The sequence below is a fragment of the Gilliamella sp. wkB171 genome (assembly GCF_001693755.1).
GTDB lineage: Bacteria > Pseudomonadota > Gammaproteobacteria > Enterobacterales > Orbaceae > Gilliamella > Gilliamella apicola_F.
This window is the reverse complement of the sequence record NZ_LYST01000043.1, coordinates 400943-413667: the sequence shown is the minus strand read 5'-3', so window position 1 is coordinate 413667 and position 12725 is coordinate 400943. Positions and strand designations below refer to the sequence as shown.

Sequence of the window (12725 nt, the reverse complement as noted above, 5' to 3'; positions counted from 1 at the left end):
TACCTTTTAAAATGTATTAAATTTTAAATTTATCCAAATTAGCTGAAAGATAGTCCCAAGTTGTTGTTGGAACTAACTGTTTTATTTGTTCATATTGCCCCGATGCTAATAATTTTCTAACTAATGATGCTGATATAATCGTATCGCCTTCGGTTTTTCGCTCAATTTCAACAACAGTAATTGGCGATGAATGGCTAACCGTATTGTCCATAAGCCAATAGCGCATAGCTTCATTATAGGCTTTAGTTACCTCATCATTCGGTTCAGTTCCGACGAAGCGGTAGCTGATATTTAGCGCTGGGGCGATATAATTTCGAAAAATAAGTAGGTCGATTCCCATATAAGCGTAATTTATCTTTGCTTTATCTTTTAAAAAATAAGTAGGGAATGTTGCTCTTGAAATAATATAAGGTGAACTTGCATGGACTGTCACATTCTTGAACTGCTTAGTTCCTTCTTGTACTAACTTTATTCGAGTTTCAAATGAAAATAATGAGGCATTTTCATTGACAACAAAAACATGCAACCAGTCACATTGATTTGCCGCATATTCGACAAGATACTGGTGACCTTTGGTAAAAGGGTTCGCATTCATCACAATGCTACCAATCTTTTTACCTTCTTTTTGTAGGCTACTGAGTTGTTTACAGTACTGTTGAATACCAACAGGGGTGTTTTCCATCAGTACAACAAGATTTGTTATTTCAACAATAGGATAGAAACCGCATCCTTTAAAAAAATCAATATTTTCAGGTTTTGTATATAAAAATAGATGAAAATAGCCCTGTTCGTTGGCATATTTTATAGTGTGATCCATTAAGGTTAAATTAAGCTGATTACCTCGATATTCTGGATCAATAGCAACACATTTGATGATGTCACGGTCCATACCTGCACAAGCAATAATTTTACTGTTAATTTTTGCTACTGTAAAAATGGTCACTTGAGAGTCTAAGTCAAGATCTGATAACGCGAGTAACTGTTTTATCGCTTGATAATCTTGTTCCGACTTCGAAATATCAATAACTTCATAATCAGCTAAATCATACATAATGTTACCTTTTTTCTGCAACAACAGTGTTAATTAGACGTCCGATTTTAGTAATTTCTACTTCTATTTTATCACCATCTTGCATAAATACAGGTGGATGACGTTTTTTACCCACTCCACCCGGTGATCCTGTTAGGATAACATCGCCTGGTGATAAATGTGTAAAGGTACTGATATATGCAATTAATTCAGGTACAGTATGGACCAAATTAGAAATTGAGTCATGCTGCATTTGTTGACCATTTAGATATGTGGTCAGTGATAATACAGTCGGATCTGGGATTTCATCAGTGGTTGTTAAGTTTGGACCAAATGCGCCAGTACTTGGCCAATTTTTACCTGCTGTAAACCAAGTATATTGCCAATCACGAATAGAGCCATCCATGTAACAACTGTAACCTGCTACGTGTGATAAAGCATCTTCTTGCTTAATTCTAAAACCAAATTTACCAATAACAATGGCTAATTCACCTTCGTAATCTAACTCATTTGTAATAGCAGGTTTAATAATATTGGTTTTATGACCAGTTTGTGAATCAGGAAAACGAACAAATAATGTCGGCGCAGAACTGGTTTCATTAAATTCTGCTCGTTTTTCTGCATAATTCATTCCTACACATAAAATTTTGTTAGGATTAGGAATGACTGGTAAATAAGTAATGTCTTGTTCATCAATGTCACATGGTGCGTCAAGAAAGGTTTTGGCAATAGATAATCCTTCTTTGTCTGCAAGTAATGATTTTAAGTCGACGTATTTATCGTCTAATTTTTTTCTTAAATCAATAATGCCATTTTCAGTGAGAAGACCAAAACTTGCTCGATCAGAGACAAGATAACTGACAAGCTTCATGAAAACTCCTTAAAAGCTGTTTATGTTGATTGTAAATACAAAATAAAAATGAACAACCTTAGTATAAACCAAGGTTGCTCTTAAATATGTTAAAACTATACTAAGAAATTGCCGAGAATGAGTAATGATACTGATACATTGATCGCACCACCGATACGGGTAGCAATTTGAGCAAATGGCATTAATTCCATACGTTCAGCGGCAGTTAAGATAGCAACGTCACCTGTTCCACCTTGACCACTTTGACAACATGAGATTACTGCTGCATCAACCGGATACATACCTAATTTTTTAGCTACAAAGAATCCAGTGGTAACTAAACTAACAACAGTACACACAATAACTGTCAAGTTTACTAACGTAAAGGCTGATACAATTTTATCCCAAGGTGTGATTGCGACACCTACAGCAAATAAGATTGGGTAGGTAACAGAGGTTTGGAAGAACTTGTAAACCACTTGTGAACCACTTAAAACTTTTGGTGAAACACCTGATACTAATTTTACAAGAACTGCAGCAAATAACATACCTACTGGTGCAGGGATACCTGTTACTTTATGGCCAATCATACCAACCATGTAAAGAATAGCGGCTAATAATACACCTGAAGCAAAAGTTGTTACATCAATAACTGAATCAGCTTTAGTTGTTTTACTGCCAGCAATATCGTTTTCATCCGCTGGTAATAAACGACCATTACCGGTTAAATGTGGATACGCTTTACCAATACGGTTAAGAACACCACCACAAATAATACCTGTTAAACCACCTAACATAACAATTGGTAATACTCGGCCAAGTGCTTCACCTTGTTCCATACCTAAAATTGCAGCATAGCCAATTGAAAGTGGAATTGCACCTTCACCAACGCCACCCGCCATGATAGGTAATACTAAGAAGAAGAATGTTTCAAACGGTGTTAAACCAAGTAGATAACCTACACCTACACCGACAAGCATTCCGACAATCTCACCGCAAACCATTGGGCCAAAGATTTTTAAGAAACCTTGAATAAGGGTTTTCTTATCCATGTTCATGATACTACCAACGATGATACAACAAATGTATAAATAAAGAATGTGAGTATCTTTATAGAACTTCGTTGTCGCTTCAACAACCGGTTTAGGTAGAATGCCATAATAGACTAAAGCAGACGGAATAAAGGTTGCACAAATTGCAGCTGCACCCATTTTACCAACGATTGGCAAACGTTTACCAATTTCGCCACATAAAAAACCAAAAAAGGCACAAGTAACGACCATCACTACGATTTCACTTGGTAGTTTGCCTGTTACTAAAACTTCAGCGAAAATTAAGATACCAGCTATAATAAATAGCGGTAAAGGAATCACACCAATTTTATAATTATCCATAAGTTTCCACCATCCGTATGGCCAAAACTTTTGCGTGTTACATTCGCTTTGTATGTTATCTTTAACCGTTTCATTCTGCTTTTTTTCAACTGAATTGAAATCCACCATATTTTTTTTATCTCCAAAATATTTTTGCTTTGTTTGAATGGCGCATATAGTGACAAAATATTAATACTATTTTTGTGATATAAATCATAAATTGACAGTGGTTTTTATGGTTTTAAAGGCTCTATGTTTTTTAATCATGTGTTAAACTCACCATTAGCGATATTAAATAGACAATTAAGTATAAAAATGCGAAAACGTATTCATCTATCATTTACAACAAAATTATTTTTCTCTCTTTTAATTTTTTCATTAATTATTTTAGCTTTACTACAAAGCTATATATGGAATTTGACAGAAACTTCGCTGTATCGAAGTTTAGGCGAAAAAGCACAAATACAAGCCAAGGAACTGGCTGTTATACCGAGTTTAATCAAGTATGTTGAAGAAAGAGATACCGATAAAATAGCACAATTAATTTCGGATATTTATGAGCAAAGCGACGCAAGCTATATTGTAATAGGCGATGCTCAGGCCTATCGTTTATATCATACCGCAAATAGTGCATTAAATTCCCCTATGGTTGGTGGCGATAATCACGAAGTGTTAAGTGGTAATAGTAGTGTTACTATAAGCCAAGGCTCACTCGGTTTAGCCCTGCGCGGAAAAGCACCAATTATTGATAAGGGTAAAGTTATTGGTATTGTTTCGGTTGGTTATATGATTGATGACATTCATGTCTTACATGTTAATCAATTTATCCCTATTATCATTTTTTGTTCACTCCTATTTTTGGCATTGTTTATTTTTTCATTTTGCTTTTCTAAATCCATTAAAAAGCAGATGTTCAATTTAGAACCAAACGAAATTGCATTACTGGTTAAAAGTCAAAAATCGATTATGGAGTCAATTTTTGAAGGCATTATCGCAATTGATCTTAACTACAAAATAATCAATATCAATCAATCGGCGAGAAGTATGTTAAACTTTAATAATCATGATGATGATTTGCTTAATCGCAATCTACGTGATTTTATTCAATCTAATGATTTTATTTATGGTAGCGATAATCAAAATCAAGATATCCATGATTATATTTGTTATTTTAACGAAACGAGCGTGATTGCTAATAGGATTAGAATTATTGTTGATGATAAAATTCAAGGTTGGGTAATCACTTTTCGCAACTTCAATGATATTAATGTATTGAGTATGCAATTAACCCAAGTTACCCAGTATGTTGATAATTTAAGGGCAATTAGGCATGAACATCTAAACTGGATGGCAACGTTATCTGGTTTAATTTATATGAAGCGTTATGATGAGGCACAGTCATTTATCGCTTTACATTCAGCTGATAATCAAAATAATTTAGATTTCATTACCCAGCATTTTAAAATAGCCGCTATTTGTGGATTATTAATTGGTAAATATTCAAAATCACATGAAATTGGTTTGAACTTAATATTTGACCCGGCGTGTCAATTAAATGCATTACCTACTTCAATATCTGAAACTGAATTTATGTCTATATTGGGTAATCTACTTGATAATGCATTTAATGCGTGTTTAAAAAACGATAATGGTGATAAATCCATTTATTTATATATAAGTGATGCTACAGACGAAATTGTCATTGAAGTAAGCGATCAAGGTTGTGGGGTAGAAGAAGAGCTTCGAGACTCTATCTTTGAACCGGGCGTTACTTCACAAGATAGTAAAGAACATGGTATTGGTTTACACCTTGTGTCAACCTACATAAAAAAGGCAAATGGTTATATTACATTTGGAGATAATCAGCCTTACGGAACAATTTTTTCCGTTTTTATACCAAAAAAATAGAGGTTAAAGTATGCAAGAAAATAAAGAAGATGCTATTAAAGTTCTCATTGTTGAAGATGAGCCTATTTTGGCAGAATTAAATGCTGATTTTATTCAGCGAGATACAAAAGTAAAAGTCGTTGGTATTGCTTCCAATTTAGAGGAAGCAAAAAAGATGGTAGAAAAATTAAAACCCACTTTAATTTTATTAGATAACTATCTGCCTGATGGTAAAGGTATTGAATTATTTGAATATATTATTAATAACAACCTAAATTGCTATGTTATTTTTATTACCGCAGCTAGCGATATGGATACCTGTAGTAAAGCCATTAGATATGGAGCATTCGATTATTTAATTAAACCGGTGTCTTACCAACGTTTAAAACACTCTTTAGCACGTTTCGAACTGTTCTTATATCGTCAAAGCTTACAAAAACATGTCAATCAGCGAAGAATTGATGAACTGTTCAACCTACAAACCAAAGATTTTGTTGATATTAATCGTCATTCAAAAGGGATAGAGGAAATTACCTTGCAAAAGGTTAAAGATCTTTTTATGCATACTGATACCCCTCAAACCGTTGATGAAATTGTTGAAAAAGCAAAAATCAGTAAAACTACAGCTAGACGCTATTTAGAGTATTGTGTTCAAACTAAAGTATTAACTGTCGAACTTAATCATGGAAAGATAGGCCGCCCTGAAAGATTGTACAAACGTCTAGGTAAATAGTTATTGTTGTTAGGTTAATTATTTGCTCAGACACCATCTTCTATATAATTGATAATTATATAAATATGCTTATTTGTTATTTTATCCATTAATTTTTTGATGTTAGATTGATTTTATCCAAGGGTTGGATTGTTTGAAATTAACGCATCAAAAAATAGGAGTAAGCATATGGCCATTGCGATAGGAAAAGTTGTTACTACCGAAAATAATGAAATTAACCAAGACGGTGCTTTTGTTCGTCAAACAAATCGTTTTGATACCCCATTTGGAAATAAACCGGGCATGTTACCGGTTGAGGCTGGTCGTTATCGTTTAATTTGGGCAGCGATTTGCCCTTGGGCACATCGGCAGATGATTGTTATCAAATTATTAGGTTTGGAAAATGTGATCAGTGTTGGTAAAGTTGCGCCAATTCGTACTGAGCATGGTTGGGAATTTTCACTCGATCCTAATGGTGTTGACCCAGTGTTAGGCATCCGTTATTTGCCAGAAATATACGCTATAACCGATCCTGAATATAATGGAAGAGCCACTGTTCCGACCGTTGTCGATGTAAAAACCGGCAAAGTTGTCAACAACGACTATTTTAAATTAACCAACTATTGGGAAACCGCATTCAAACCTTTCCATAAAGCGGGTGCACCCGATCTCTATCCTGAACATTTACGTACTGAAATTGATGAATTAAATGATGTGATTTTTCATGAAGTAAATAATGGTGTTTATAAAGCTGGATTTGCTCGCTCACAAAAAGCTTATGAACACGCTTATCATCTTGTTTTTAATCGGTTAGATGAACTAGAAAAACGGCTAAGTAAGTCTCGATATCTTTTTGGCGATCACATTACCGATTCGGATATTCGCTTATACGTCACATTAGCGCGTTTTGATGTGGCTTATTATGCTGCTTTTAACACAAATCGTAATCGAATTATTGATTTTCCTAATTTATGGGCTTATGCCCGAGATCTTTATCAAATCCCCGCTTTTGGTGAAACAACCGATTTTGAATCAATTAAAAAAGGGTACTTTTTAGGTAATAATGCCCATAATCCTTATAATATTTTGCCCTTAGGACCAGATGTAAGTCATTGGCATACTCCTCATAACAGAGATAAACAATTTCGTACTCATCAATAATTGATTATTGGGATAATACGCATGCCAAATATATTAGATTTCGGATTGATATTTACTCAAATACCTACGTTACTGGCTTATTTGCCAGTCACGTTATTTATTACCTTTTTTTCAATGCTGCTTGGCGTAATGTTTGGGTTAGTGATTGCCATTGTTAAAATGAATAAAATTCCTGTTCTTTCGCCACTAGCATCGGTTTTTGTTTCATTCATTCGAGGAACGCCTTTACTTGTTCAGCTTTATTTAAGCTTTTATGGGATCCCAATTGTTCTGCGTTATATCAACTATTTTTATCATACTGATTTTAATATTAATAGTGTACCTCCAATGCTATTTGTACTCGTTGCCTTTTCTTTTAATGAAGCTGCTTATAATTCCGAGACTATACGAGCCGCGTTACAATCGGTCAGTAAAGGTCAGATTGAGGCGGCACAATCGTTAGGGATGAGTTATAGCCAATTGTTACGACGAATTGTTATTCCTGAAGCGTTTATTGTGGCATTACCAAATCTTGGTAATGCTTTTATCGGCTTGCTTAAAGGAACCTCGTTAGCCTTTGTCTGTTCAGTCACTGAAATGACAGGTCGCGGTAAAACCTTAGCAGGACACAGTTATCGTTATTTTGAGGTTTATATTTCTTTAGCGCTTATTTATTGGGCTTTAACCATTATTATTGAATTAATCATTAAGTATATGGAAAACCGGTTAACGATTTCTGACAGTGTGAATACGCCCAGTTATCGCCGAGGAAAATTATTATGATTAAGGTACAGGACTTAACGTTATCTTTTCAGGATAATCTTATTTTAGATCATCTTAATTTTGCCATAAAACCGCATGAAGTCGTTGCCATTATCGGTGCATCGGGTGCAGGTAAATCCACCTTATTACGCTGTTTAAATTTACTTGAAAAACCCCAGCAAGGTAACATCCAAATTGATAATTTTGGCTTGGATGTTAGCCGCATTAAACAACGCGATATTGTTCAGTTTCGCCAAAAGTCAGCTATGGTATTTCAACAATTTAATCTTTTTCATCAAAAAAATGCCTTAGAAAATGTGATGGAGGGTTTGATTATTGTAAAAAAATTGCCAAAGGATAAAGCACGTAAAATTGCGCATGAAAAGCTTGTTCAAGTCGGGCTTGAGGGACGAATGTACCACTATCCAAAACAGCTATCTGGTGGACAACAACAGCGAGTAGCGATTGCCAGAGCATTAGCGATGGACCCTAAAGTGTTACTGCTTGATGAACCCACTTCAGCGCTCGATCCTGAGTTAGTCGGCGAAGTATTATCGACCATCAAATTAGCGGCACAATCAGGGATTACGATGATCCTTGTCTCGCACGAAATGAGCTTTGTGCATGAAGTGGCTAGTCGAGTGCTGTTTTTAGATAAAGGACAAATTATTGAGGATGGTTCACCTAAGCAGGTATTTACTAATCCGACCCAACCACGAACCAAATCTTTTTTAGCGAGATATTACAGTGCAATGCAAATGGATTATGAAATCTAATCAGTTTAAGAGGTATCAATGAGTATAAAGATTCAACAACATTGTGAAAATATTAATTGGCAAGATGTCGCCGATTTATTGGCTTTTTATGGACTTAGTTCATTCGATGCAACAACGCAAGAGCAAGTGTTTAAAAACAGTTATGGTGTAATTTTTCTACTGGAACAAGATCGCGTTGTAGGCGTTGGTCGTACATTATCCGATGGTATTTGTCAGGCGGCGATTTATAACATTGCATTAGCTAAACACTTGCACGGGCAACAATATGGTCGCTTAATTGTTGAAAAACTAGTTGAGCAGGTACAGCATTGCAATATCATTCTTTATACTCATCCACAAACAGTAGAATTTTATAAAAACTTAGGGTTTGATTTAATGAAAACAGGTATGGCTCGATATCAAGCCGATCATCGAATTGAAATGAAAAATATGGGTTTTATTTAAGTTTAACTCAATAATGCTCATTTAAAATGAAAGGAGAATTACGGTATGAATTATAAAAAATGGTATGGATTTGTCATATTAGCCGCGTTGTTTTTGTCTGGTTGTGATAACCAAAATAAAGATTCACAATCCACTACAAAACAAAAAATTATTATTGGGACTTCAGGATCACCAAGCCCTTTTACGACAGTCGATGAAAAAGGGGAATTGGTGGGTTATGATATTGATGTGGTGAAAGCCATATTTAGCGAGTTACCTCAATATGAAATTAGTTTTGAAGTGACAGAATTCTCATCTGTTCTAGCTGGACTTGACTCTCAGCGTTATCAAGTTGGTGCCAATAATTATGCTATGAATGAAAAGCGCAAAGAAAAATATTTCTATTCCGATCCAATTTTTAGAAATCAGTATGTTATTGCTGTGGCTAAAAGTAACAATAACATTAATCGCTTTTCTGATCTTCAAGGAAAATCAACTGAAGTAACACCAGGACTTAATTATGCGACTGCATTAGAAACCTACAATGAACAAAATCCCAATAATCCTGTTAAAATTGTTTATAGTGAAGCCGATTTACTACCTGTGTTGCAACATGTTGAGAGTGGTCAATACGACTTTCAATTAATAGATAACGTGATGCTATCGCAATATATCAATGAGCATAAACTCAATCTCAAAACGATAGAATTAAGTAAAGAAGATGGTGATCGTATTGGTTCTCCATTTAGTTATTTGTTAATTAGTAAAGGCGCAAGTGGTGAGCGATTAACTCAAGATATTAACCAAGGTATACAAAAAATTATCAATAATGGCAAACTAACGACAATAAGCCAACACTATTTTGGTGCTGATTACTCACCTAAATAAGCTTTGTTCTCTTAAATAACCGAGTTTATTTGTCATGCTAATGGTAAGTAAACATCGGTTATCATCTCTGATGCTGGAACAGTTAATCCTACATTTATGTAATGAAAAATCGGTGGATAACTGCCTATTTTCGCTTTACTTTGTGGTAACCACTGCTCAAGTAGATAGATGATAGCTTGGTTATTGTCTGGCGAACCAATATCACGTACTTTGGCACAACGGAGGCGCGGGAATGGTTTTACTGACAATACCATAGGGATTTTTAGCAATAGGCTTGTCTATTGAAATAGCAAAATCGACGTGATGCTGTTCTAAATGTGTGATAGCGGGATTGGTGTAATGGATACCATAACATCGGTATTTTTCGTTATCGAATAAGTTGTTCTCTTGTCGCCATTTAATGAGTTTATTGACAGTTTGATGTTCTAACAGTGGTGAACCATGATGTTCGATAACCGCTAAATTTGTTGTGGGAAATCGCACAATTTCAACATCCATAATAACCTTAGTCACGTCATCTTCGTTTACTACTTATAATCATACTGAAATTCTTTATTGTTACTAGCATTGATTGTTAAATTTTATAAATTGACTTGACAAGCTAGCTGCACAACCAGATAATGGCGCCGTTTTTTTAACCTAAACTTTTTATTATAGCGAGGTGGCAAAATGCCTGTAGTTAACACTTTATCTTAATGCCGACACGGTATTTTCTATCATATTGTATTTTTGCTTTTACCTCTCAAAGCATTCTCGTTACACTTCAATTTATAGATTTTTGCCTTGTCGGTTTTCCCTTATATTTTTGGAGAAAACATCATGACAATGGAATCTTATATTCAAAATTTAGAATTAATTAAATATCCAAGAACACCTCATTTACAGGGTTCACGCTTACAATTTGGTGATAGCACTGACGGACAGCGCGCTTATAACGAGTTATATAATTGTTATATTGTCGTTGAAGAAAAACTCGATGGTGCTAACTGTGCTATAAGCTTTTCGCAAAGTGGCGAACTGTTATTACAATCGCGCGGCCACTACTTAATGGGTGGGTCAAGAGAGCGTCAATTTAATCTATTAAAACACTGGGCTAGTGTACATGAACATTGGCTATTAGAGCGATTAGAAGATCGTTATATTATGTATGGTGAATGGTTACATAAAAAACACACTATATTTTATGATGCATTACCTCACTATTTTTGTGAATTTGATGTTTGGGATAGACAACAACAATGTTTTTTATCGACCCAAAAGCGGCACCAACTATTAGCTAATGGTCCGGTTTTATCGGTACCGGTGCTATTTGCGGGACAAGCACCGACTAAATTAGCTGACTTATTAGCATTAGTTAAACAATCTTTAGCTAAAACTCAGCATTGGCAGGCTTGTTTTGAAAAAATAGTAACACGTGAAAAGCTAGATTTAGCTAAAGCGTGGCAGCAGTGTGACCGCTCGGATTTAATGGAAGGACTGTATTTAAAGATCGAAAGTGAACATCACACAATCGATCGTTTAAAATGGGTGAGACAAGATTTTGTGCAAGCTATTTTAGACGCTGGCCAACACCATTTAGAGCAACCGTTTATTGCCAATCAACTGGCCGATAATGTCGATTTATACGCACCACAGTTAACCGTCAATTGGAATCAGCAAGTTGATGTAGGGAGATAAATAATGGACTATTTACAATTACAACAGCAAGTGGCTAACAGTATTGCTAAAGATAATTTTGATGACTGGTTAACGTGTATTCCAGCGTTAACTGCGCTTATTACCACACCACAAGACCCGTTACATCATGGTGAAGGTAATGTTTGGATACATACACAAATGGTATTGCGCGCATTAATTGAACAGACTGAGTTTGCAAAAGCTACTCAGGAGCAACAATTTGTGTTATTTATGACCGCATTGTTACATGATATTGCTAAACCAGAAACTACCGTGATTGATGAGGTCACGGGTAAAATCAGTCAACCAAGACACTCCCAAAAGGGGGAAATTCGTAGCAGAGTATTGTTGTGGCAAATGGCCGTACCTTTTGAACTACGTGAACAGATATGTCGTATTATCGCGGTTCATCAGGTTCCGTTTTTTGCGTTAAGTGATGCACATCAGCGCTATTCACCCCAATACCTTGTGCATCGTCTGTCATGGCAATTACCGGTTTGGATGCTATGCTTGCAAGCGAAAGCAGATATGCTGGGGCGTATCTGTACTGATAAAGCTAGAGTATTGGATGAAGTTGAGTTATTTAAACAACTTGCGTTGGAAGAAGATTGCCTTTATAAACCTCGTCAATTTGTTGATGATTATACGCGAGTACACTATTTTCGCGGCAGTAATGTCCTGCCTGATTATGCGCTATATCCACAACAAGGATCAAAAGTGATATTGATGTCTGGTTTACCGGCTTCGGGCAAAAATAGTTGGGTAAGCAAGCATTATCCAACATGGCCAGTTGCTTCTTATGATGATGCGCGCAGTGAACTCAAATTAAAGCATGGTGAAAATGAAGGATTAGTGATTCAATTTGTATTAGCTAAAGTGAAACAATGGTTACGAGATAAGCAGCCTTTTATTTGGAATGCCACACATTTATCACAAGACATGCGGCAAAAAGCACTCGATCTACTTTATGCCTATCACGCTGAGGTTGAAATCGTTTATATAGAACAACCGGAACAAGAGTTATATCGGCGTAATTTAAAACGCGATACAAGCTTAGCGAATAAAAAAATTCAGCGTATGTTTAGTAAATGGCAAGTTCCCTCACCGACCGAAGCACATCAGGTTAGCTATGTGATAAATCAGTAACTAGCACAATTTGCAACAAGAGAATGGGGCTTTATTTAGCCCCATATTTGTCAATTGATAG

13 protein-coding genes and 1 pseudogene are annotated in these 12725 nt (G+C 35.5%); 9 read left to right on the top strand and 5 right to left on the bottom strand.

From position 1 onward, the window contains the following. Positions 1 to 16: 16 nt before the first annotated feature. The 3 genes and pseudogenes from citC to A9G03_RS07940 all read right to left on the bottom strand — a co-directional run. On the bottom strand, positions 17 to 1051 hold the full coding sequence (gene citC / locus A9G03_RS07950) for a [citrate (pro-3S)-lyase] ligase (protein WP_065798878.1): 1035 nt from the start codon (positions 1049 to 1051) through the stop codon (positions 17 to 19). A gap of 4 nt (positions 1052 to 1055) precedes the next feature. After that, entirely contained in the window at positions 1056 to 1901 is an 846-nt protein-coding gene (locus tag A9G03_RS07945) for a fumarylacetoacetate hydrolase family protein (protein WP_065634741.1), read from the bottom strand. A 95-nt stretch (positions 1902 to 1996) separates the two neighbouring features. Continuing rightward, positions 1997 to 3286: pseudogene (locus A9G03_RS07940) on the bottom strand (2-hydroxycarboxylate transporter family protein); the annotation flags it as partial. A gap of 282 nt (positions 3287 to 3568) precedes the next feature. Here A9G03_RS07940 and A9G03_RS07935 point away from each other — a divergent pair. From A9G03_RS07935 to A9G03_RS07905, 7 genes are all read left to right on the top strand, one after another. Then, entirely contained in the window at positions 3569 to 5161 is a 1593-nt protein-coding gene (locus tag A9G03_RS07935; RefSeq protein WP_065798992.1) for an ATP-binding protein, read from the top strand. A gap of 10 nt (positions 5162 to 5171) precedes the next feature. Further along, on the top strand, positions 5172 to 5873 hold the full coding sequence (locus A9G03_RS07930; RefSeq protein ID WP_065634742.1) for a response regulator: 702 nt from the start codon (positions 5172 to 5174) through the stop codon (positions 5871 to 5873). A 168-nt stretch (positions 5874 to 6041) separates the two neighbouring features. Further along, complete coding sequence (locus tag A9G03_RS07925; RefSeq protein WP_065798877.1) at positions 6042 to 7013, top strand: glutathione S-transferase family protein; 972 nt, start codon at positions 6042 to 6044, stop codon at positions 7011 to 7013. Positions 7014 to 7034: 21 nt separating this feature from the next. Continuing rightward, positions 7035 to 7775, top strand: a complete 741-nt coding sequence (locus A9G03_RS07920; RefSeq protein ID WP_065798876.1) for an amino acid ABC transporter permease — start codon at positions 7035 to 7037, stop codon at positions 7773 to 7775. Next, complete coding sequence (locus tag A9G03_RS07915) at positions 7772 to 8530, top strand: amino acid ABC transporter ATP-binding protein (RefSeq protein ID WP_065798875.1); 759 nt, start codon at positions 7772 to 7774, stop codon at positions 8528 to 8530. Before A9G03_RS07920 ends, A9G03_RS07915 begins: the two co-directional genes overlap by 4 nt. Positions 8531 to 8548: 18 nt before the next feature. After that, positions 8549 to 8974 (top strand): GNAT family N-acetyltransferase, encoded by a 426-nt coding sequence (locus tag A9G03_RS07910; protein WP_065634746.1) that lies wholly within the window; start codon positions 8549 to 8551, stop codon positions 8972 to 8974. Between the two features lie 45 nt (positions 8975 to 9019). Beyond that, entirely contained in the window at positions 9020 to 9841 is an 822-nt protein-coding gene (locus A9G03_RS07905) for a transporter substrate-binding domain-containing protein (protein WP_065798874.1), read from the top strand. A gap of 32 nt (positions 9842 to 9873) precedes the next feature. On the opposite strand, the gene A9G03_RS12450 is transcribed toward A9G03_RS07905, so the two are convergent. Beyond that, complete coding sequence (locus tag A9G03_RS12450; RefSeq protein WP_143425834.1) at positions 9874 to 10095, bottom strand: GyrI-like domain-containing protein; 222 nt, start codon at positions 10093 to 10095, stop codon at positions 9874 to 9876. Next, positions 10043 to 10354: an AraC family transcriptional regulator gene (locus A9G03_RS07900; protein ID WP_143425833.1), complete on the bottom strand. Its 312-nt coding sequence runs from the start codon at positions 10352 to 10354 to the stop codon at positions 10043 to 10045. The genes A9G03_RS12450 and A9G03_RS07900 overlap by 53 nt, the downstream gene beginning before the upstream one ends. A 306-nt stretch (positions 10355 to 10660) precedes the next feature. Between A9G03_RS07900 and A9G03_RS07895 the strand changes: the two genes are divergently transcribed. Together A9G03_RS07895 and A9G03_RS07890 are read left to right on the top strand one after the other, a co-directional pair. Beyond that, on the top strand, positions 10661 to 11518 hold the full coding sequence (locus A9G03_RS07895; RefSeq protein ID WP_179854750.1) for an RNA ligase family protein: 858 nt from the start codon (positions 10661 to 10663) through the stop codon (positions 11516 to 11518). Between the two features lie 3 nt (positions 11519 to 11521). Next, positions 11522 to 12664, top strand: coding sequence for an AAA family ATPase (locus A9G03_RS07890; RefSeq protein WP_065798872.1), 1143 nt, complete (start codon positions 11522 to 11524; stop codon positions 12662 to 12664). Positions 12665 to 12725 lie beyond the last annotated feature (61 nt).

Excerpts from the sequence above, each read along its gene's own strand:
- citC (WP_065798878.1), bottom strand. The coding sequence starts at position 1,051 with ATGTATGATTTAGCTGATTATGAAGTTATTGATATTTCGAAGTCGGAA.
- A9G03_RS07945 (WP_065634741.1), bottom strand. The coding sequence starts at position 1,901 with ATGAAGCTTGTCAGTTATCTTGTCTCTGATCGAGCAAGTTTTGGTCTT.
- A9G03_RS07935 (WP_065798992.1), top strand. The coding sequence starts at position 3,569 with ATGCGAAAACGTATTCATCTATCATTTACAACAAAATTATTTTTCTCT.
- A9G03_RS07930 (WP_065634742.1), top strand. The coding sequence starts at position 5,172 with ATGCAAGAAAATAAAGAAGATGCTATTAAAGTTCTCATTGTTGAAGAT.
- A9G03_RS07925 (WP_065798877.1), top strand. The coding sequence starts at position 6,042 with ATGGCCATTGCGATAGGAAAAGTTGTTACTACCGAAAATAATGAAATT.
- A9G03_RS07920 (WP_065798876.1), top strand. The coding sequence starts at position 7,035 with ATGCCAAATATATTAGATTTCGGATTGATATTTACTCAAATACCTACG.
- A9G03_RS07915 (WP_065798875.1), top strand. The coding sequence starts at position 7,772 with ATGATTAAGGTACAGGACTTAACGTTATCTTTTCAGGATAATCTTATT.
- A9G03_RS07910 (WP_065634746.1), top strand. The coding sequence starts at position 8,549 with ATGAGTATAAAGATTCAACAACATTGTGAAAATATTAATTGGCAAGAT.
- A9G03_RS07905 (WP_065798874.1), top strand. The coding sequence starts at position 9,020 with ATGAATTATAAAAAATGGTATGGATTTGTCATATTAGCCGCGTTGTTT.
- A9G03_RS12450 (WP_143425834.1), bottom strand. The coding sequence starts at position 10,095 with ATGGTATTGTCAGTAAAACCATTCCCGCGCCTCCGTTGTGCCAAAGTA.
- A9G03_RS07895 (WP_179854750.1), top strand. The coding sequence starts at position 10,661 with ATGACAATGGAATCTTATATTCAAAATTTAGAATTAATTAAATATCCA.
- A9G03_RS07890 (WP_065798872.1), top strand. The coding sequence starts at position 11,522 with ATGGACTATTTACAATTACAACAGCAAGTGGCTAACAGTATTGCTAAA.